The sequence below is a fragment of the Leisingera sp. ANG-M7 genome (assembly GCF_000813965.1).
Taxonomy (GTDB): domain Bacteria; phylum Pseudomonadota; class Alphaproteobacteria; order Rhodobacterales; family Rhodobacteraceae; genus Leisingera.
This window is the reverse complement of the sequence record NZ_JWLI01000005.1, coordinates 297,087-317,674: the sequence shown is the minus strand read 5'-3', so window position 1 is coordinate 317,674 and position 20,588 is coordinate 297,087. Positions and strand designations below refer to the sequence as shown.

The 20,588-nt window shown below is 64.0% G+C and carries 19 protein-coding genes; 10 read left to right on the top strand and 9 right to left on the bottom strand.

The features are described 5' to 3' along the window. Positions 1-18 precede the first annotated feature (18 nt). The 7 genes from RA26_RS07015 to RA26_RS06985 all read left to right on the top strand — a co-directional run bounded on the left by RA26_RS07015 (position 19) and on the right by RA26_RS06985 (position 8,335). The gene (locus RA26_RS07015; protein WP_039181800.1) at positions 19-2,970 is read left to right on the top strand and encodes a 2-oxoglutarate dehydrogenase E1 component; all 2,952 of its coding nucleotides are present in this window, start codon (positions 19-21) and stop codon (positions 2,968-2,970) included. A 12-nt stretch (positions 2,971-2,982) separates the two neighbouring features. Continuing rightward, positions 2,983-4,497, top strand: a complete 1,515-nt coding sequence (odhB, locus tag RA26_RS07010; protein WP_039181797.1) for a 2-oxoglutarate dehydrogenase complex dihydrolipoyllysine-residue succinyltransferase — start codon at positions 2,983-2,985, stop codon at positions 4,495-4,497. A gap of 5 nt (positions 4,498-4,502) precedes the next feature. Then, a complete protein-coding gene (locus RA26_RS07005; RefSeq protein ID WP_039181794.1) occupies positions 4,503-5,339 on the top strand; it encodes a sulfotransferase family 2 domain-containing protein in 837 nt (278 codons plus the stop codon). Between the two features lie 222 nt (positions 5,340-5,561). Then, a complete protein-coding gene (locus tag RA26_RS07000) occupies positions 5,562-5,954 on the top strand; it encodes an MAPEG family protein (protein ID WP_039181791.1) in 393 nt (130 codons plus the stop codon). A gap of 226 nt (positions 5,955-6,180) precedes the next feature. Beyond that, positions 6,181-6,450 (top strand): hypothetical protein, encoded by a 270-nt coding sequence (locus tag RA26_RS06995; protein ID WP_039181787.1) that lies wholly within the window; start codon positions 6,181-6,183, stop codon positions 6,448-6,450. A 70-nt stretch (positions 6,451-6,520) separates the two neighbouring features. Next, the gene (lpdA, locus tag RA26_RS06990; RefSeq protein ID WP_039181784.1) at positions 6,521-7,912 is read left to right on the top strand and encodes a dihydrolipoyl dehydrogenase; all 1,392 of its coding nucleotides are present in this window, start codon (positions 6,521-6,523) and stop codon (positions 7,910-7,912) included. A 114-nt stretch (positions 7,913-8,026) separates the two neighbouring features. Continuing rightward, positions 8,027-8,335, top strand: a complete 309-nt coding sequence (locus RA26_RS06985; RefSeq protein WP_039181782.1) for an EthD family reductase — start codon at positions 8,027-8,029, stop codon at positions 8,333-8,335. Between the two features lie 48 nt (positions 8,336-8,383). Here RA26_RS06985 and RA26_RS22060 read toward each other — a convergent pair whose 3' ends face one another. The 4 genes from RA26_RS22060 to RA26_RS06965 all read right to left on the bottom strand — a co-directional run bounded on the left by RA26_RS22060 (position 8,384) and on the right by RA26_RS06965 (position 11,848). Then, on the bottom strand, positions 8,384-9,391 hold the full coding sequence (locus RA26_RS22060) for a sterol desaturase family protein (protein WP_052272333.1): 1,008 nt from the start codon (positions 9,389-9,391) through the stop codon (positions 8,384-8,386). A 137-nt stretch (positions 9,392-9,528) separates the two neighbouring features. Next, entirely contained in the window at positions 9,529-10,278 is a 750-nt protein-coding gene (locus RA26_RS06975) for a lysophospholipid acyltransferase family protein (protein WP_039181779.1), read from the bottom strand. Beyond that, positions 10,275-11,174, bottom strand: a complete 900-nt coding sequence (locus RA26_RS06970) for a cell division protein FtsX (RefSeq protein ID WP_039181776.1) — start codon at positions 11,172-11,174, stop codon at positions 10,275-10,277. Before RA26_RS06970 ends, RA26_RS06975 begins: the two co-directional genes overlap by 4 nt. Beyond that, positions 11,171-11,848 (bottom strand): cell division ATP-binding protein FtsE, encoded by a 678-nt coding sequence (locus tag RA26_RS06965; RefSeq protein ID WP_039181773.1) that lies wholly within the window; start codon positions 11,846-11,848, stop codon positions 11,171-11,173. Before RA26_RS06965 ends, RA26_RS06970 begins: the two co-directional genes overlap by 4 nt. 207 nt (positions 11,849-12,055) lie before the next feature. Between RA26_RS06965 and RA26_RS06960 the strand changes: the two genes are divergently transcribed. After that, on the top strand, positions 12,056-13,120 hold the full coding sequence (locus tag RA26_RS06960) for a zinc-ribbon domain-containing protein (RefSeq protein ID WP_039182095.1): 1,065 nt from the start codon (positions 12,056-12,058) through the stop codon (positions 13,118-13,120). Between the two features lie 61 nt (positions 13,121-13,181). Here the strand turns inward: RA26_RS06960 and RA26_RS06955 are convergent, their stop codons facing one another. From RA26_RS06955 to argH, 5 genes are all read right to left on the bottom strand, one after another. Further along, positions 13,182-15,797 (bottom strand): TIGR02302 family protein, encoded by a 2,616-nt coding sequence (locus tag RA26_RS06955; RefSeq protein ID WP_039181770.1) that lies wholly within the window; start codon positions 15,795-15,797, stop codon positions 13,182-13,184. 48 nt (positions 15,798-15,845) lie between these two features. After that, positions 15,846-17,111 carry a diaminopimelate decarboxylase gene (gene lysA / locus RA26_RS06950; RefSeq protein WP_039181767.1) on the bottom strand — a complete coding sequence of 422 codons (1,266 nt, stop codon included), beginning with the start codon at positions 17,109-17,111 and terminating at the stop codon, positions 15,846-15,848. Positions 17,112-17,677: 566 nt separating this feature from the next. Beyond that, the gene (locus tag RA26_RS22360) at positions 17,678-17,830 is read right to left on the bottom strand and encodes a hypothetical protein (protein ID WP_241482599.1); all 153 of its coding nucleotides are present in this window, start codon (positions 17,828-17,830) and stop codon (positions 17,678-17,680) included. A gap of 92 nt (positions 17,831-17,922) precedes the next feature. Continuing rightward, a complete protein-coding gene (locus RA26_RS22925; RefSeq protein ID WP_193747593.1) occupies positions 17,923-18,099 on the bottom strand; it encodes a hypothetical protein in 177 nt (58 codons plus the stop codon). A gap of 35 nt (positions 18,100-18,134) precedes the next feature. After that, on the bottom strand, positions 18,135-19,529 hold the full coding sequence (gene argH / locus RA26_RS06945; RefSeq protein WP_082015774.1) for an argininosuccinate lyase: 1,395 nt from the start codon (positions 19,527-19,529) through the stop codon (positions 18,135-18,137). On the opposite strand from argH, the gene RA26_RS06940 reads away from it, so the two are divergent. Together RA26_RS06940 and RA26_RS06935 are read left to right on the top strand one after the other, a co-directional pair. Then, the gene (locus RA26_RS06940) at positions 19,528-20,121 is read left to right on the top strand and encodes a TlpA disulfide reductase family protein (RefSeq protein ID WP_039181764.1); all 594 of its coding nucleotides are present in this window, start codon (positions 19,528-19,530) and stop codon (positions 20,119-20,121) included. The genes argH and RA26_RS06940 overlap by 2 nt on opposite strands. Before the next feature lie 166 nt (positions 20,122-20,287). Continuing rightward, positions 20,288-20,578, top strand: coding sequence for a hypothetical protein (locus RA26_RS06935; RefSeq protein WP_039181761.1), 291 nt, complete (start codon positions 20,288-20,290; stop codon positions 20,576-20,578). Positions 20,579-20,588: the final 10 nt, after the last annotated feature.

Genomic DNA, 20,588 nt, shown 5'->3' with positions numbered 1-20,588 from the left:
ACTCTTCGGGAGCTTAAGATGACCGACCAATCGCCCAACGACCTCTTCCACGCCTCCTCCTTCATGCAGGGGCACAATGCGGAGTATCTGGAGCAGCTTTATGCCCGTTACGCCAATGACCCCAACGCGGTGGATGCCGCCTGGGCCGAGTTTTTCCGCCAGATGGGCGACGCCGAACTGGACGTGAAGGCAGAGGCCAAGGGCCCCTCCTGGGCGCGCGGCGACTGGCCGCCGGCCCCCAATGACGATCTGACCGGCGCGCTGACCGGCGAATGGCCGGCCCCTGCGGAGGCCAAGGGCGCGGGCAAGAAAATCAAGGACAAGGCCGCCGCCAAGGGCGTCGAGGTCACCGATGATCAGATCCAGCGCGCGGTGCTGGACTCGATCCGCGCGCTGATGCTGATCCGCGCCTACCGGATCCGAGGCCATCTGGCGGCCGACCTTGATCCGCTGGGCATGCGCGCAAGCGCCAGCCACCCGGAACTGGATCCGAAATCTTACGGCTTCACCGATGCCGACATGGACCGGCCGATTTTCCTCGACAACGTGCTGGGCCTGCAGGTCGCAACCATGCGCCAGATCGTGGAGATCGTGAAACGCACCTATTGCGGCACCTTCGCGCTGCAGTACATGCACATCTCCAATCCCGAAGAGGCCAGCTGGCTGAAGGAACGGATTGAGGGCTACGACAAGGAAATCACCTTCACCCGCGAGGGGCGCAAGGCGATCCTCAACAAGATGGTCGAGGCCGAGGGCTTTGAGAAGTTCCTGCACGTCAAATACACCGGCACCAAGCGCTTTGGCCTGGACGGCGGCGAGAGCCTCATCCCGGCGATGGAGCAGATCATCAAGCGTGGCGGCGCCTTGGGTGTGCGGGACATCGTGATCGGCATGCCGCACCGCGGCCGCCTCAATATCCTCGCCAATGTGATGCAGAAGCCCTACCGGGCGATCTTCAACGAGTTTCAGGGCGGCAGCTTCAAGCCCGAGGATGTGGACGGCTCCGGCGACGTGAAATACCACCTCGGCGCGTCGTCCGACCGCGAGTTCGACGGCAACAACGTGCACCTCAGCCTTACCGCCAACCCCTCCCACCTGGAGGCGGTGAACCCGGTGGTTCTGGGCAAGGTCCGCGCCAAGCAGGACCAGCTGGGCGACACCGACCGCAGCCAGGTGCTGCCGATCCTGCTGCACGGCGATGCGGCCTTTGCGGGCCAGGGCGTGGTGGCGGAATGCTTTGCCCTGTCGGGCCTCAGGGGCCATAAGGCCGGCGGCACCATGCATATCGTGGTGAACAACCAGATCGGCTTCACCACTGCACCGCATTTCTCGCGCTCCTCCCCCTACCCCACCGACAATGCGCTGGTGGTTGAGGCGCCGATCTTCCACGTGAACGGCGACGACCCGGAGGCGGTGGTGCATGCGGCCAAGGTTGCCACCGAGTTCCGCCAGAAATTCCACAAGGATGTCGTGCTGGACATCTTCTGCTACCGCCGCTTCGGTCACAACGAAGGCGATGAGCCGATGTTCACCAACCCCTTGATGTACAAGAAAATCAAGGGCCACAAGACCACGCTCACCCTCTATACCGACCGGCTGGTCAAGGACGGCCTAATCCCCGAGGGCGAGATCGAGGACATGAAGGCGGCCTTCCAGGCGCATCTGAATGAAGAGTTCGAGACCGGCAAGAACTACAAGCCCAACAAGGCCGACTGGCTGGACGGGCGCTGGTCGCATCTGGACAAGAAGGACGCCGACTACCAGCGCGGCCGCACCGCGATCAAACCGGAGACGCTGGCCGAGATCGGCAACGCGCTCAGCCGGGTGCCCGAAGGGTTCCCGCTGCACCGCACCGTCGGCCGGGTTCTGGATGCGCGCGGCAAGATGTTCGAAACCGGTGAAGGCTTTGACTGGGCCACCGGCGAGGCGCTGGCCTTTGGCTCGCTGATGACCGAAGGCTATCCGGTCCGCCTTGCGGGCCAGGACGCCACCCGCGGCACCTTCTCCCAGCGCCATTCCGGCATCGTCAACCAGGAGACCGAGGAGCGCTACTACCCGCTCAACAACATCCGTGCGGGCCAGGCCCAGTACGAGGTGATCGACTCGGCCCTGTCCGAATATGCGGTGCTGGGTTTTGAATACGGCTACTCGCTGGCGGAACCCAACGCCCTGACCCTGTGGGAGGCCCAGTTCGGCGATTTCGCCAACGGCGCCCAGATCATGTTCGACCAGTTCATCTCGTCGGGCGAAAGCAAATGGCTCAGGATGTCAGGCCTCGTCTGCCTGCTGCCGCACGGGTTCGAGGGCCAGGGGCCGGAGCACTCCTCCGCCCGTCTGGAGCGCTTCCTGCAGATGTGCGGCCAGGACAACTGGATCGTTGCCAACTGCACAACGCCTGCGAACTACTTCCACATCCTGCGCCGCCAGCTGCACCGCACCTTCCGCAAGCCTCTGATCCTGGTGACCCCGAAGTCCCTGCTGCGCCACAAACTGGCGGTCAGCAAGGCAGAGGAATTCACCACTGGCTCCAGCTTCCACCGGGTGCTGTGGGATGACGCGCAGCACGGCAACTCCGATACCCAGCTGGTGGCGGACGACAAGATCAAGCGCGTGGTGATGTGCTCGGGCAAGGTCTACTACGACCTGCTGGAAGAACGCGACGCCCGCGGCATCACCGACGTCTACCTGATGCGGATCGAGCAGTTCTACCCGTTCCCTGCCATCTCGATGGTGAAGGAGCTGGAACGCTTCAAACAGGCGGAAATGGTCTGGTGCCAGGAAGAGCCCAAGAATCAGGGCGCCTGGACCTTCATCGAGCCCAACATCGAATGGGTGCTGACCCGCATCGGCGCCAAGCACACCCGGCCCGTCTATGCAGGCCGCGCCACCTCGGCTTCGCCCGCAACCGGCCTGGCCAGCGAACACAAAGCCCAACAAGCAGCCCTCGTGAACGAAGCGCTGAGCATCTGAGGATAAAGAGACATGACAACCGAAGTCCGCGTACCCACCCTGGGCGAATCCGTGACCGAGGCCACCGTGGCCACCTGGTTCAAGAAGCCCGGCGACAGCGTCAGTGCCGATGAAATGCTCTGCGAGCTGGAAACCGACAAGGTGACGGTCGAGGTGCCCTCGCCTGCAGCCGGCACCTTGGGCGAGATCGTCGCAGCCGAAGGCGACACCGTTGGCGTCGACGCGCTGCTGGCCACTCTGACCGAGGCCAATGGCGCCGCCGCAGCCCCTGCCGCCAAGGCGGCAGCACCGGCCCCCGCTGCTGCGCCCTCCGGCGGCGACGGCGCCCCGGTGCCGGTCATGGTCCCCGCACTTGGCGAGTCGGTCTCCGAGGCGACCGTTTCGTCCTGGTTCAAGAAGGTGGGCGACACCGTCGCGCAGGATGAAATGCTGTGCGAACTGGAAACCGACAAGGTCTCCGTCGAGGTGCCCGCACCCGCGGCCGGCGTGCTGACTGAGATCATGGCCGCTGAAGGCGCCACCGTTCAGGCCTCCTCGCAGCTGGGCGTGATTGCCTCCGGCGCCGCCGGGGCCGCCGCAGCGCCTGCCTCAGTCGCCGCCCCTGTTGCCGCTGCCACCGGCTCCAAGGATGTCGCCAACGCTCCCTCCGCGGAGAAAGCCATGGCCGAGGCCGGCATCAGCGCCGATCAGGTCACCGGCTCGGGCCGGGACGGCCGCATCATGAAGGAAGATGTCGCTGCCGCCGTGGCCGCCGCCAAGGCAGCCCCTGCCGCCGCGCCTGCGCAGGCACCGGCCCAGGTCCGCGGTCCCGTCACCGCCGACGACGCTGCGCGCGAAGAGCGGGTGAAAATGACCCGCCTGCGCCAGACCATCGCCAAGCGCCTGAAGGACAGCCAGAACACCGCTGCTATGCTGACCACCTACAACGAGGTCGACATGACCGAGGTGATGGCGCTGCGCAACGAGTACAAGGACCTGTTCCTGAAGAAACACGGTGTGAAACTGGGCTTCATGTCCTTCTTCACCAAGGCCTGCTGCCACGCGCTGAAGGAAGTGCCGGAAGTCAACGCCGAGATCGACGGCACCGACATCGTCTACAAGAACTACGTCCACATGGGCATCGCCGCAGGCACGCCCACGGGCCTGGTGGTGCCGGTGATCCGCGACGCCGACGCGATGTCCTTTGCCACCATCGAGAAGGCGATTGCCGAAAAGGGCGCCCGCGCCCGCGACGGCAAACTGTCGATGGCGGAAATGCAGGGCGGCACCTTCACCATCTCCAACGGCGGCGTCTACGGCTCGCTGATGTCCTCGCCGATCCTGAACCCGCCGCAGTCCGGCATCCTGGGCATGCACAAGATCCAGGACCGCCCGATGGCGATCAATGGCAAGGTGGAAATCCGCCCGATGATGTACCTGGCGCTGAGCTATGACCACCGCATCGTCGACGGCAAAGGCGCCGTGACCTTCCTGGTCCGCGTCAAGGAAGCACTGGAGGACCCGCGCCGTCTGCTGATGGATCTGTAACTTTTATGGCGGAGATCTTTTTCAACACAGCGCCGAGACCGAAGCAGCGTCAAGCCATCCTTGACGCTGCCCTTCAGGCATTCCCTGATGAGTTTTCAGATCTCCCTGCTGTGCGTGACTATTTCCTGAGGATCTTCGTCCCTCAAAGCCGCACATGGTCATACAAAGCAAACGGAAAAACTGGCACAAGTTCGACTAAACGGTTTCTCTTCGAACTTGAGTTCGGGATCCCGCTGACGGCAAGGTTTGCATCAGCCACCGACATCAATCCGGATGCCACGTCTCACCGCCTGACTGAAGCAGGTCTCTTTCAGCCGCTGATCGCGTTCCCTCGCGGGCACCGGCTGCTTCCGGATACGTTGCAGCTGACCACTGTTCGGAACCCTGAACGGCGGGCGCTGTCGGCTTTCTTGTATCTTTGCGTATCACATGACCGCAATCACCCCTGGTTTGTGGACGAACGCTTGCGGATGAATGCTATGGTTCGGTTCGACTGGAACAATGACATCAGAACGGCTGCAGGTTTCGAGAAGTTTCTCGACTATGTCGCTCAGACGATTGAACAGGCCGGCCCTGACAGCGTTGATCCGCATTGGAGACCGCTGGTTCCTTCCATCAAGCCAAATGTGTTCCAGGCCGACCTGATCGGGCGGACCGAAGATCTTGGAACTTTCTACAAGTCGGTGGCAGAGAGACTTGACCGCAAGCTCCCTGACAATTGGTCTGTTCCTCACGCCAACAAGAACAGTGGAGAGTTTGAAGGTGAGACCTTGCTGACGAGTTCCGTCAAATCCCGCATTGAACAAATCTACCGGGCAGATTTCGAAGCATTTGGATATTAGGCGTTCTTCGCTTGATCCGACGAATATGAACGAACAGGGGGCTTCGCTCCGCATGATCCATGAGCCGCATCCAGTTCAATCCGAATTGTTAAGAGGGCGTCCCTTGTCACTGAAACGCCAGCGTTGGAGCGCACTTTGCAATTGTCCGGCAATTTCCGGCTGTATCCCATGTCCTCAAAGCACTGCCATCGCGAACTCCGGCCCGTTTGAGAGACACACCCTATGACCCTCCCGCTCTGGGGCCTTGTCTGCCTCTCGATCCTCGCCCTGATCCACGTGAGCTGTGACAGCTTCCTGCTGAAGCTGTCCGTTGGCAACGCTTGGACCGCGGGCCCGCGTGACACATCCGTCTCCCGCAGCGCACTGGCAGGCCGGGCACGCCGCGCCTTCACCAATTTCCTGGAAACCGCCCCGGTCTTCATCGCCCTTGCGCTGGTTTCAGAACTGGCAGGCCTGCAGAGCGCGCTGATCACCAGCGGCATCTACACCTATCTCACAGGCCGCGCTCTCTACCTGCCTGCCTACCTCAGCGGCGTGCCCTATCTGCGCACCGCCATCTGGCTCATCGCCACCAGCGGCCTAGCCGCGATGCTCGCGGGGGTGCTCCTCGCATGAGCTTTCACCTTTGTAAAAATACTCCGGGGGGTGAGGCCCGTCTTGGAAACCGCCTGGGGGGCGGTTTCAGGGCCGAACGGGGCAGAGCCCCACTGCGCATGGGCCAGGGGCAGCGCACCCTTTCTGCAAACCTGAATACAGAACCCGCCTTATTTGAGTGGAATCAAAGCGCTCCTTACCCTTACCAGGGCATCCTGCCTTCAAAACGGATAAAGGAGTAACCCCGATGGCAACCCATGTTCTCTGGCAGGCCGATGTGGCCGATTTCAACGCCTGGCTGACCGTGTTCCGGCAGGACAAGCGCAACCGGCAGGCCGCGGGCATCACCGATTTGAACGTCTGGAGCGATCCTGACCAGAAAAACCACGCCGTGGCGCTGTTTGCGATCACCGATCTGGAGAAAGCCCGCGCCTTCTTCGGCTCGGAAGAACTCGCCATGCACCTTGAACGCGACGGGGTCACCAATATCTCGATCAAGATGTTGACCCCCGTCTGATCATCAGACCACTATCCCCTAATGCGTGTTCCGCTGAACGGAACCGGGGAGAAACGAGGAAAACCGACCCATGTCCCAATATGACGTCATCGTAATCGGCGCCGGCCCCGGCGGCTATGTCTGTGCCATCCGCTGCGCCCAGCTGGGACTGAAGACAGCTGTTGTCGAGGGCCGCGAGACCCTCGGCGGCACCTGCCTGAACGTGGGCTGCATCCCGTCCAAGGCCCTGCTGCATTCGACCCATCTGCTGCATGAGGCAGAGCACAACTTTGCCCATATGGGCCTCAAGGGCAAAAGCCCCTCGGTCGACTGGGACCAGATGAAGGCCTACAAGGACGAGGTGATCGGCCAGAACACCGGCGGCATCGAGTTCCTGTTCAAGAAGAACAAGATCGACTGGATCAAGGGCTGGGCGTCCATTCCGGCGGCCGGCAAGGTGCAGGTCGGCGACGAGGTGCATGAAGCCAAGAACATCGTGATCGCCTCCGGCTCGGTGCCTGCCTCCATCCCGGGCGTGGAGATCGACGAAAAGATCGTGGTCTCCTCCACCGGCGCGCTGGAGCTGCCGAAGATCCCGAAAAAGCTGGCAGTGATCGGCGCCGGCGTCATCGGTCTGGAACTGGGCTCGGTCTATGCCCGCCTCGGGTCGGAAGTGACCGTGGTCGAATACATGGACGCAGTCTGCCCCGGCATGGACAAGGACGTTCAGCGCTCCTTCAAAAGGATCCTGGAAAAGCAGGGCCTCAACATCATCCTGGGCGCCGCAGTGCAGGGGGTGGAGACCACCAAGACCAAAGCCAAAGTCAAATACCAGCCCAAGAAGGGCGGCGACGAGGTCACGCTGGACGCCGATGTGGTGCTGGTGGCCACGGGCCGCAAACCCTACAGCGAAGGGCTGGGGCTGGATGCGCTTGGCATCAAGATGACCGAGCGCGGCCAGATCGCCACCGACAACCACTGGCGCACCAACCTGCCCGGCATCTATGCCATCGGCGATGTGATCGAAGGCCCGATGCTGGCCCACAAGGCCGAGGATGAGGGCATGGCGGTAGCCGAAGTGATCGCCGGTAAGCATGGCCACGTGAACTACGGCGTCATTCCGGGTGTCGTCTACACCACCCCCGAGGTTGCGACCGTCGGTGCGACCGAGGACGCGCTGAAAGCCGAAGGCAAGAAGGTCAAGGTTGGCAAGTTCATGTTCATGGGCAACGCCCGCGCCAAGGCCGTGAACCAGGCCGAGGGCGGTTTCGTGAAGATCATCACCGATGCGGAAACCGACCGCATCCTGGGCGCCGCCATCATCGGTCCGGCAGCGGGCGACATGATCCACGAGCTGTGCGTGGCAATGGAATTCGGCGCCTCGGCCGAAGACGTGGCACTGACCTGCCACGCCCACCCGACGTACTCCGAAGCCGTGCGCGAGGCCGCCCTGGCCTGCGGCGACGGGCCGATCCACAGCTGACCCGGCCCACTCGGGACACAAGGCAGGGCAGTCTCCGCGGCTGCCCTTTCCTTGGAAGTTTACGCGTCCGAATCCTTAATAGCTCTGCATTTTATTGCCAAGGGAGACATCGCCATGCCTGTCACATTGCAAGTCATCTACCCAGCCGCCGAAGGCAAGACCTTCGACCACGCCTATTATGCGGACACCCACATGCAGATCGTGGACCAGCACATGGGGCCGCACATCCAGTCGGCTGTGGTGACCAAGGGGCTGGCAGGCGGGCCGGACATCGCGCCGCCGTTCTTTGCCATCGCTACATTGGTCTTTGCCGATCAGGCGGCGATGGATGCGGCAATGAAGGCTGCAGGGCCTGCGCTGGACGACATTCCGAATTTCACCGATGTGCAGCCGCAAGTCCTGATCGGCGACGTGATCCGCTGACCGCCTGCAACCGGGGCGCAGGCCTCTCCCCGCGGTCCGGGCGGGCGGTTATCCGGCGTCTGTCCGGCTGCTGCTTCCTGCTGTCTTGCCGCTCCGCTTCAGGCGGCGCGCGGCCTTGACGAAGGGGATGGAATAGAGCTTCCAGCAGGTGTCCATCTCCATCGATTTCATGCCTGCGACACCAAATTTCACATCGCGGTTGTCCTCCGGCATTTCATAGGTGCCGAAAATCACGTCCCAGACCGGAAACATGAAGGCAAAGTTCTTGTCGAAATGATCCGGATGGCAGCTGTGGTGCACATGGTGATGAGCGGGCGACGGGAAGACCTTGGACCAGATGCCGGGCCAGCGCAGCCAGACGTGGGAATGGCGCAGATTGTAGGCCAGGATGTTAAAGACAAACATCAGGATGGGCACGCCCAGAATGCTGGGAACACTCGGCACCACCGCGGCATACTGGTAGACACCGCCCGCAACCGCCCCGTAGCCCGCGCCGATCAGCAGCAGATAGAAGAAATTGTCCACCGGGTGCTCGCGGTAGTTGGACAGCGGATGCATCACCTCGGCGCTGTGGTGCACCTTGTGAAATTCCCACAGGATCGGCACCTTGTGCTGCAGATAGTGCACGGTATAGCCGATCAGATCGAGCACGATTGTGCTGACGAGCATGTAGCCGATCACGATCCCCCAGCCCGCGGCGCCCTCGGCGGTGACGGGCAGAGAGGTGATCGCATGGCCGGTGATCCAGCGGAACACCAAGGCTGCGGTACCGGCAAAGAGACCCAGTAGCAGGAAATGCGCCAGCAGTTTGTGAAAGAAGAAATAGCGCACATCAAGCCAGGCCGAAGGATGCGACCACACCGACTTGGGAAACAGGAACGCCAGAAAGGACCCTTCAGCGGCATTACCGCTCTGCTTGCGCTGGAACAAGTAGACCCCGTAGGCCGCCAGAACGGAGGTCGCGATATAGAGGTAGAAAACACGCTGCCCCGGATCGAGAAAATACAGGAGGACATCGCTGGCATAAGCCAGATAGGAAGCCAGGAATTCGCTCATTCTTTTACTGCCCGCTCTTTTACTGCCTGCTGCGCATTCTTGCGGCAAGGCTAGCCTGTTTCAGGCAAACCGTCACCCCGGCAAATTGGCGCCTTAGCCTACGGCGCACAGCCGGAACAGCCGGTCAGACCGGCGGATCAGGCCTGGACGGCTGCCTGATCCGGATCGAACCCTGCTTCGCGCATCAGCGCGTCTGAGCGGCTCTCGACCCGCTCTTCCAGTTGCGCCATGAATTCGTCGCGGGCGATCCCCGGCTGCATCGGTTCCAGGAACTCCACCACTGCCAGGCCCGGCTTGCGGTAGATGCCGGTACGGGGCCAGAACACGCCGACATTGGTTGCAGCCGGCACGCAAGGCTGGTTCAGCCCGTCATAGAGAACCGCGGTCCCGATCTTGTAGGGTTTCCTGGCGCCGGGCGCCACGCGGGTGCCTTGCGAATAAATGATCAGCTGGCCCGGCTCGGTGCTTTCCTTGGCGACATCCTTAACCATCTTGGCTATCGCCGCGCCGCGCTTGCCGCGGTTCACCGGCACGCAGCCCAGCCGCTTGGCGTAGACGCCGATGACCGGCGTCCACATCAGCTCCCGCTTCATGATAAACCGGGCCGAGGGCACCGCGTTGAAGATGATCAGAATATCCAGGAAACTCTGATGCTTGGCGGCGACGATCACCTCGCCCTCGGGCACCTGCCCGCGCACCTCAGAGCGGATGCCGACCATCCAGCGGGCGGTCCACAGCGACCAGCGTGCATAGGTCTTGCAGGCCGTGCGCGCGCCTTTGGGCGATACCATTGCCCAGGGCGCAAACACGATGCCCAGCACCAGCATCGCCAGATACATCTGCGTGATGAAGACCAGCGAGCGCAGCCATTGGATCGGGTTTTTCACGACAGTTCCCCCAGACGTTTGGTGGCCGCCCGGGTGGTAGCGGCAAAGGCCACCAGCGCGCCCAGCGGCGGAATCAGCAAGGGCGCCAGCCAGCCCCAGCCCTGAAAGCCAAGCCCGGTCAGGAAACCGCCCTCAGCAGAGGCTTCCGGCATCAGAAAGACCCCGATCATGCCCGCTGCCATACCAGCGGCGGTGCCGGTCAGCGCCCGCAGGGTGAAGCGGCGGATGAAGGCCTGGGCAATATAGCTGTCGAGCGCACCGACCAGCCGCAGCACCTCGATCACCTGGGCGTTGGCAGCCAGGGCGGCATTTGCGGCCAGGGTGATCATCGCGGCGGTGGCGCCGCCGATCAGCAGGATCGACACCCAGGCGAGACGGCGCAGCGCCTGGGCCGCATCCACCAGCGGCGCCCGCCAGCGGGTGTGGTCATCCAGCACCGCGCCCGGAACCTCGGCCTGCAGCCGCAACCGCAAGCCCTGAGCGTCATAGCCGCCTTCATCGCCCGTCACTTCGATCAGCTGCGGCAGCGGCAGATCCCCCACCGGCACCCCGGCCCCGAACCAGGGTGCCAGCAAGGCCGCCTGCTCCTCACCGGTCAGCGCCCGCGCAGTGGCCACACCGGGCGTCTGGCGCAGGATTTCCAGCGCTGCCTCGGTCTGTGCCGCGCGCTGCTCTGCCGGTGCGTTGATACGCAGGGTGGCGGCGCGGGCCAGTTCCTCGGCCCATTGGTCGGCCAGCCGGCCGGAGGCCATCGACAGCGCCAGCGCAAAGACCGTGAGGAACGCCATGGCGCCGGAGACAAACAGGGTCAGCTGGGCGGTAAAACCGCTCGGCGGCACCACCCGGTCGGCCTGGGCATCGCCCAGGATCAGCTTGCGCAGCCTGCCTTCGGTCATAGGTCCGCCCCCGCCAGTTGCAGCTGACGGTTGGAAATCCGCAGCACCCGCGCCTGCACCTGGTTCTTGGCCGCGCGGATCAGCGACAGGTCATGGGTGGCGACCAGGATGGTCTTGCCCATCCTGTTCAGCTCCACCAGAAGCTGCAGCAGCCGCTGCGACATTTCCCAGTCGACGTTACCTGTCGGCTCATCAGCGATGATCACATCCGGCGACAGGATCACGGAACGGGCCAGCGCCGCCCGCTGGCGCTCGCCGCCGGACAGTTCCGGCGGCAGTGCATGGGCGCGCTCGCTGAGGCCGACCCAGTTCAGCAGTTCCTGCAGGTTGGCCTCTTCGTGGCTCAGCTCCCGGCCGGACACCAGAAGCGGCAGCGCGATGTTTTCGATCACCGGCAGGTGGTCCAGGAATCGGCAGTCCTGATGCACCACGCCCACCCGACGGCGCAGATAGGCCATCTGGTCGCGGTCCAGCCCGTGCACATCCATGTTGAAGGCGCGCACCCGGCCTGCGGTCGGCATCAGCGCCCCGTAGCACAGCTTCAGCAGCGTGGTCTTACCCGCGCCGGACGGGCCGGTCAGGAAATGGAACGACCCCGGCGCCAGCTGCACCGACACCGCGTTCAGCAGCTCGCCGCCGCCGTAATTGTAGCCCACATTTTCCAGCTCGATCACTGCTGCCCCCTGAACGCGCCTGCTGTTTGCGCCCGGCTGTTTTGCCCCAAGGGGCGGACAGTTTCAATGGGGGCTCTGTTGCAGGGAAACACGGGCCTTTACCGTTGCCGCAATTGCCACTTTCACCACCTGTGGCGGATGCCTATAATCCCTTGAAAAACAACCTGCCGCCGGCCAGTGCGGCGGGAAGGTGCCGAGGAGAGCATGATGCGCCTGACCTGCCCGAATTGCGCAGCCCAATATGAAGTTCCCGAGGACGTGATCCCGCCTGAGGGGCGCGATGTGCAGTGCTCCAACTGCGGCCAGACCTGGTTCCAGGCGGCAGCAGGCACCGCTGAAGCCGGGGCAGAGGACGCGCTGGAAAACATCGGCATCGAAGAAGCCTTTGCCCGCGCGGCAGAAGCCGAGGCACGGGAGAAAGCAGAGCGGGAGCTGGCGGCAAAGGCCGAACAGGAAGCCGCAGCGAAAGCGAAGGAAGAGCGGGAAATAGCAGCGCTAGCCGAGCGGAACGCAGGGCAGCAGCTGGAAGCTGAGCCTGAGCCTGGGCCTGAGCCGGAAGAGAGCACGCCGGAGGACACCGCGCAAGAAGACGGCCCGGAGCCGGCGGATGAGGCGGAAACTGCCGCAGCCGCGCCGCAGGAGGTCTCTGACGAAGACGCCGATGACCGGTCCGGTAGCCATGACGAGGACGAAGGTGAAGACCTTCACGCCGAAGAAGCACATCAGCCGCAGCGCGGACGCACGCTGGATCCGGAAATGTCCGATATCCTGCGCGAGGAAGCTGCACGCGAGACCGAACTGCGCAAGGCAGAGGCCCAAAGCCTGGAAACCCAACCCGATCTGGGGCTGGAGGGCGCTGCACCTGCGGAGGATGACGAAGCCGCCCGCCGCAGCCGCCAGGCGCGCGACCGGATGGCGCGGATGCGCGGCGAGGACCCGCGCCAGCTGGCCGCCGCCGAAAGCGGCTCACGCAAGGAATTGCTGCCGGACATCGAGGAAATCAACTCCACCCTGCGCTCCGCCGGCAGCCCGGCCCCCGCACCGCTGGCAGACCCGGAAGAACTGCCGGTGCGGCGCAAGAGTGGCTTTGCCCGCGGTTTTGCGGTGTCGGTGATTGCGGCGCTGATCCTGGTGATGATCTATGACAAGGCGCCGCTGATTGCCGAGAAGCTGCCGCTGGCGGACCCGGCACTCAGCAGCTATGTGGACTGGGTTGATCAGGCGCGGCTGTGGCTGGACAACCAGGTGAAGTCCGTCACCGCCACTCAGTAACAACAGTTTCCCTGAAGATCCCGGTCAGCGGCTCTGCCGGCAGCACCCTGTGCTGCCGGGGTCAGAACCGGTCCAGCAGCCGCTGCAGATAGCTGCGCTCGCGGTCGCTGCGCTCGCGCTCTCCGGCCCGGCGGCGGATGTCTTCCAGCAGATCCCAGGCGCGGCGGTAGGCCGTGCCTTTACCCACCTTGCCACCATCATCAATACTGCCGTTGTTGCGGCCCAGCGGGTCCAGCCGGTCCCCCTGCGCCGTGGCAGAGGGCTGCTGCCCGTTCTGCGGCCCCGGTTGCTGCTGCTGCGCCAGCGCCTCGCCCAGGCTGCGCATGCCTTCGCGCAGCGCCTCCATGGCGTCGGACTGGCGGTCGATGGCCTCAGCATTGTCACCGCCGCGCAGCGCGTCCTCGGCGCCTTCCATGGCGCGGCCTGCGCGGTCCAGCGCCTCGCGCGCTGCATCACCGGCCTCACCGCCCATATAAGGCAACCCGTCGCGCTGCTGCTGCAACTGCTGGCGCAGCGCCTGCTGCCGGTCGGCCAGAGAGCCGCCCTGCCCCGGCTGTTCGCGATTGCTGCCGCCCTGTCCGCCCTGGCCGTCAGGGTTGCGGCTCTCGGCGCCCTCGCCGCCCTGGCCGTCGCCTTGGCCGCCGCCCTGATGGCTCTGGCCGCGGCCAAGTCCGCCGTCGCGGCCCTCATTACCCTGGCTTTCGCCGCTGCGGGCACCGGGGTTGAACTGCTCCTGCAGATCGCGGAAAGCCTGATCCGACAGCCCCTGCTGCTCGCGCAAGGTCTCCGCCAGCCCCTCCATTGCCTCGCGGCCCTCGTTGCCCTGGCCCTGCCCCTGCTGCGAGCGGGTCATGCGCATGTTCTCCATCATCTCCTGGAACTCGCGCAGCGCCTGTTCAGCCTCAGCCATGCGGCCCTGCTCCATCAGCTCCTGGATGCGGTCCATCATCGCCTGCAGGTCGTCCTGGCTGAGCGTCATCATGTCCTCGGGCATATCACCCGGATCCATCACCTCGCCATTGGCCTCCGCCTGACGGCTGAGCTGGCGCATGTAGTCCTGGGTGGCCTCGCGCAGTTCCTGCATCAGCCGCGCGATCTCCTGCTCGCTGGCACCGTCGCGCATCGCCTGGCTCAGCCGCTCCTGCGCCCGCTGCATCCGCTCCAGCGCGTCGCCCACGTCGCCTTCTTCCAGCTGGATTGCCAGATCCCACAGCGCGGCCGCGATCTCCTCCTGCTGCGGTTCAGGGATAGAGCCGGCAACAGTGTAACTTTCCAGCCGCCGCAGAATGGTGCGCAGCCGCAGGTAATCGCCATAATCGCGGAACAGCCCTTCGGGACGATGCGTCAAGGTGCGGATCACCTGCGCCACCCGCACTGCATTGGCGCGTGTCCACAACAGATCGCGGCGCTGTTCGATCACCGCTGCGGCCAGCGGATCAAAGAAGCGGCGGGTCAGAAGTTCAGCGCCAAAGCCCGCGGCGGCAGACGACTGGCCTGCCTCATCCAATGCCGAGAAGGTGAAGACCACCGGCAAGTTGGCCCAGGGGTTCTGGGCAAAATCCTCGATCAGCTTCTCGGTGAATTCCTGGCGCGAGCCGCTGAGGGGCAGCGGCAAGTCCAGCACCAGCGCCTCGCGCGGATCGGGAGCCGCGGCCAGCCCGTGGCTCCGCTCCACCGCCGCTAGATCCAGCATGATCCGCACTTGCCCGGCGGCCACACCGTAATCATCCTGCGCCGCAAACTCCAGCGTGGTATAGCCGTCGTTTTCCAGCTCCGGCTCGCCCGCGACAGCCACCATGGGAGGGTTGTCCGGGATCACCGCCACCTGCCAGCTGCGCCCGCCGTGCCCCTCGATCGAAAAGGTGCCGCTGCGGGTGACGTCAAACTCCATCGCGGTCTGCGGTGTTTCAGGTTCCTCACCACCTTTGCCGGAAACCGTCTCGGCTAGTTCCAGCGCGCCCACCTCGCCATAGAACCGCAAGGTGACACGGCTGCCCTCAGGCAGTTTCAGCACACCTTCGTCCTGGTCATTCAAATAGAGCACCGGCAGGCGGGTATAGGCAGGCGGCTCCGCCCAGCCTTCCCAGGCCGGCCCGTTCAGCGCGGCACTGCCGCCTGCGCCCAGATCCCTGACCGTGGCCAGCTGCCAGATCGAGCCGAACAGCACCGCCACCGCCAGCATCAGCCCCGCCATATAGCGCAGGCCATAGGGGTCGGAAGATGCAATGTTGAGATCAGGTGCCGGCGCCTTGGCCTTGGCCGCCGCCGCGGCCATCCGGCGCTGGTGGGCTTGCCACAGCACGGCAGAGGCGGCGTCTTCCGCACCAATCGCCTGGGTATCCAAGAGAGCCGAGACCGGACGGCCCGGCAAGGTCTGGTCGAGACGGTCCAGCGCCGCGGCCCGGCTGGGCCAGCGGAAGCGCCAGAGCCCCCAGCCCAGTGCCGCAGCGGCAGCAATCAGCACCGCCATCGCGCCGGTCCAGATCAGCCGTTCCGGCAGCATCTGGTGCAGCCCCAGCATCAGCGCCGCCAGCACCGCCATCAGCAGCGAGGCCAGCGGCCAGAAGCTGCGCAAGAGCCGCTCTGCCACCAGCCCGGCCTGCGTCAAGGCCAGCGGCCAGCGCAGGGGTTTCAGGACCGGATCGGCCTGCCGGTTTCTTTGGCGGTCAAAGGGCATACGGGCCTCATCCTCATGTGGCCCGCGCCGGTTCGCGCCTGGATCGCTTCAGAGCCACTCCGGGATGGTATCGCGGTTTATCATCTCTTCATAGTCCGGGCGGCGGCGAATAACCGCGAATTGATCGCCGTGCACAAGCACTTCGGGGATCAGCGGGCGCGAATTGTACTCGCTCGCCATCACCGCGCCATAAGCACCGGCGCTGCGGAAGGACACCAGATCGCCCGCAGCCAGCGGCGGCAGGTCGCGCTGCTTGGCGAAGGTATCGCCGGTCTCGCAGACCGGGCCGACGATGTCATAGGGCTGGCTTTCCACACCCGCTGCGGCTTCCTCGACCGGGATGATGTCGTGATGCGCTTCATACATCGCCGGGCGGATCAGGTCGTTCATCGCGGCGTCAAGAATCAGAAAATCGCGCCCCTCGCCCGACTTCACATAGATCACCTTGCTGACCAGCTGGCCCGCGTTGCCCGCGATCAGGCGGCCCGGTTCGATCTCGATCTCGCAGCCGAGATGGCCCAGGGTCTCCTTGACCATCTGCCCGTATTCCACCGGCAGCGGCGGCGCGGAGTTGGAGCGCTCATAAGGGATGCCAAGCCCGCCGCCCAGATCCAGACGGCGGATGTTGTGGCCGTCGGCGCGCAGGGTTTCCGTAAGCTCCGCCACCTTCTGATAGGCCTGCCGGAACGGCTCCAGGTCGGTCAACTGAGAGCCGATGTGGACGTCGATCCCCACCACTTCCAGCCCCGGCAGCGCGGCGGCGCGGGCATAGACTTCCTTGGCCCGTGCAATCGGGATGCCGAACTTGTTCTCGGATTTGCCGGTGGCGATCTTGGCGTGGGTCTTGGCATCCACGTCCGGATTGACCCGGATGGTGATCGGGGCCTTGGTGCCCAGCTCCGCGGCCACGGCGCTGATCACTTCCATCTCCGGTTCGGACTCGACGTTGAACTGGCGGATGCCGCCGGTCAGGGCCACGCGGATTTCCTCTGCCGTTTTGCCGACGCCGGAAAACACGATCCTGTCCCCCGGCACACCTGCTGCCTTGGCGCGCAGATATTCGCCCTGGCTGACCACATCCATGCCCGCGCCGGCCTGCGCCAGGGTCTTCAGGATCGCCTGGTTGGAGGCCGCCTTCATCGCAAAGCAGACCAGGTGGTCGGTGCCTTCCAGCGCCTCGTCGAACAGGCGGAAGTGGCGCAGCAGCGTGGCCGTGGAATAGACATAGAACGGGGTGCCCACCGCCGCGGCGATCTCGGAGATGGGAACGTCTTCGGCGAAAAGCGCGCCGTCGCGGTAGAGAAAATGGTCCATGCCCCCGCGTTTAGGGCAAAAGGGGCGGATGGATCAAATGATTCCGCCCCGCGCGCCCTGGGGGATACAAAGGCGTTCTCCCGCCCGCCGCAAACGCATCAAAGATGCGCCCGCGCCCGTTGGGCCGTGCGCCGCGCCAGCCCCGCCGGCGTGTCGTTGCGGGCGGTGGAGTTTGAGTATTTCGGGAAAGATGAAAACACCCGGCCTGCGCCTTCATCGTTTCCCCAAATACTCACTGCAAAACAGCGGCGGCAACCGCAATGCCCGGGGTGTTGCGCAACCGGCGCACGCATGGCTCACGCGATTTTAAGCGGCAGATGGCATAGTCCCGTTTGATCGCGGTCACCGCCGGGCCTGACACCCCCGGCACTCAGGAACAGGGCCCTTTGGCAGGGGCACGCACAGACGACGTTTCGCGTGCGGGAGAAACCCTCCCGTCCCGCCTCCGCCCCTTGGCGGTGCCGCCACCCTAAACCGCTGAAGCTCAGCATATCAGATGCGGAACACACAGCAGCAGGCGTCAACCGGACGGGACAGGAACCCGGACCGGGTATTGCCCGTGTGTGCTAGAAGCTGGTGGACACCCCAACCCGGCCATAACCGGAGACTTTCACACCGGTTGCCGCTGGTTCTTGCTTTTGCGGCGGGCTGGAAGCCGGAGCGCCGGTGTCGCAGGCGGCGAGGCCCAGCAAGGCCAGAACTACAAGTGCTGCTTTCATTGCAATATCCTCAACGCAATACCGCCCCGGCAGTTTGGCGGGGCGGTTCCGAAATGGCTGTTTTGTTGCGCCGCATCAAGGGCGCTTGGCTGCTAGAAGCCGAGAAAGACGCTGAGCGGCCCCTTGTGCAGCCCAACGCCGCCGCCGACGTGGACACCGCCGCTGCCGACGCCGACACCGGCGTTCAGGGTCGGCTGCACCGGTTCGCCGTCGGCGCCGCAGGCCGACAGCACGGCCAGTCCCAGCAAAGCAAAGATCATGTTGCGCATCGTCTGCCTCCTTGCCGCAGCCGCCCCTGACGGGATCAGCCTGCCAGCACTTCTTTCCAGCGGGCGACCTGCGCACGCACCTGGGCGGGCGCGGTGCCGCCATAAGACATGCGCGAGTTTACCGAATTCTCAACACCAAGCACAGAGAAGATGTCCTCCGTGATGCCTGCGTGCACACCCTGCATATCTTCCAGCGTCAGGTCCGGCAGGTCGCAGCCGCGCTTTTCGGCCATGGCGACCAGAGTGCCGGTGATGTGGTGGGCATCGCGGAACGGCACCTTCAGCACCCGCACCAGCCAGTCGGCCAGGTCGGTTGCAGTGGAGAAGCCGGAGCCCGCCGCCGCAGCCAGGCTCTCACGGTTGGCGCTCATATCCTTGACCATGCCTTCCATCGCCGCCAGCGCCAGCATCCAGTTGTCGGCGGCGTCAAAGACCTGTTCCTTGTCTTCCTGCATGTCCTTGGAATAGGCCAGCGGCAGCCCCTTCATCACCATCATCAGCGCGGTGTTGGCGCCGAAGATCCGGCCCACCTTGGCGCGGATCAGCTCGGCGGCGTCCGGGTTCTTTTTCTGCGGCATGATCGACGAGCCAGTGGAGAAGCGGTCGCTGAGCGTCACGAAGCGGAACTGGGCAGAGGACCAGATCACCAGCTCCTCGGCAAAGCGCGACAGATGCACGGCACTGATCGACGCCGTGCTGAGGAACTCCAGCGCGAAGTCGCGGTCGGAAACCGCATCCAGCGAGTTGGCGGCCGGGCGGTCAAAGCCCAGCGCCTTTGCGGTCATCTCCCGGTCGATCGGGAAGGAGGTGCCGGCCAGCGCCGCGGCACCCAGCGGCGATTCGTTCATCCGGGCGCGGGCGTCGCGCACGCGGGACAGATCGCGGCCGAACATCTCCACATAGGCCATCATGTGGTGGCCCCAGGTCACCGGCTGCGCGGTCTGCAGGTGGGTGAAGCCCGGCATCACCCAATCGGCGCCGGCCTCAGCCTGCGACAGAAGCGCGCGGATCAGCGCCAATAGGCCGCTTTCGGCCGCGTCCAGCTGGTCGCGCACCCAGAGTTTGAAGTCGGTCGCCACCTGGTCATTACGGCTGCGGCCCGTGTGCAGGCGGCCCGCAGGCTCACCGATGATCTCTTTCAGGCGCGCCTCCACGTTCATGTGGATGTCTTCCAGCGTGGTGGAAAACTGGAAGGTTCCGCCCTCGATCTCTGACAAAACGGTGAGCAGCCCTTCCCGAATGGCCTCAGCATCATTATCCGTAATGACGCCTGTGGCGGCGAGCATCGCCGCATGGGCCCTGGAGCCGGCAATGTCCTGCGCTGCCATCCGCTTGTCGAACCCGATCGAGGCATTGATTGCCTCCATGATCGCGTCCGGGCCAGCGGCAAAGCGGCCGCCCCACATCTGGTTCGAGGATTGATCTGTCATGGTGTGGAACCCCGGAGATAATATGCGTCTGTTTCGTCAGCTTTCCCTTTATATGGCCCTGACCTTGGGTGCAAATGCCGCCTTTGCAGCGGACCCCGCGCAGCTGGAAGGCTTGCGCGACGGCTCGATGAAAAAGCTGGTTGTGCATGCCAAGCCGCGCGACGTGTCCGCCGCCGCCTTTGATCTGGCCGACGGCGCCGGCACGGCATCCCTGGGGGACTACCAGGGCAAGATCGTGCTCTTGAACTTCTGGGCCACCTGGTGCGCCCCCTGCCGCAAAGAAATGCCGCAACTGGCGGAGCTGCAAGAGGAGTTCGGCGGTGAGGACTTCGAAGTGCTGACCATCGCCACCGGGCGCAACTCGCCCGCGGGCATCCAGAAGTTCTTTGACGAGAACGGCATCAGCAATCTGCCCCGCCACCAGGACCCGAAACAGGCGCTGGCCCGCGAGATGGCAGTGATCGGGCTGCCGATCACGGTGCTGCTGGACCGCGACGGCAAGGAGGTGGCGCGGCTTCTGGGCGATGCCGAGTGGAACTCCGAGAGTGCCAAGGCGATTATCAGTGTGATGATTGGCGAGGCTGAGGGGTGAAGGAGCGGAGATCTACGCTCCCTTTTCACAATCTATTGCGCAGAAGTTCCACGTATAGGCGATTGCTGGGTGAAGTTGGCCGCAATATGGAAGCTCAAACAATTTTCCCCACAGCCGCAAACATAGGCTTCTTATCGGAAGGCCTAAGGTGATTGGGAATAACAGTATGGCTGATGAGATCTACGAACCGTTTACAATCATTAAAAAATCTCCTGAAAGACTGACTGTGTACTTCGGCTTGGAAAATTCCGGAGGGCGATTCTCTGTCTTGTGCGCTCATTTCTTGACTGAAAAGGATTTGAACTTGCAGTCTGAAGCATTGCAGAAGGTGCTTTTGAATATGACATTTTATACTCTGGAGTCTGCATTCGGAGACTTGCATGAACGGCAATGGCATTCGACTAAATCCGCTGCACTCAAGAATTTTTTGACACTTCCTACAAAACAAGGGGTCTGAGCCTGCGCGC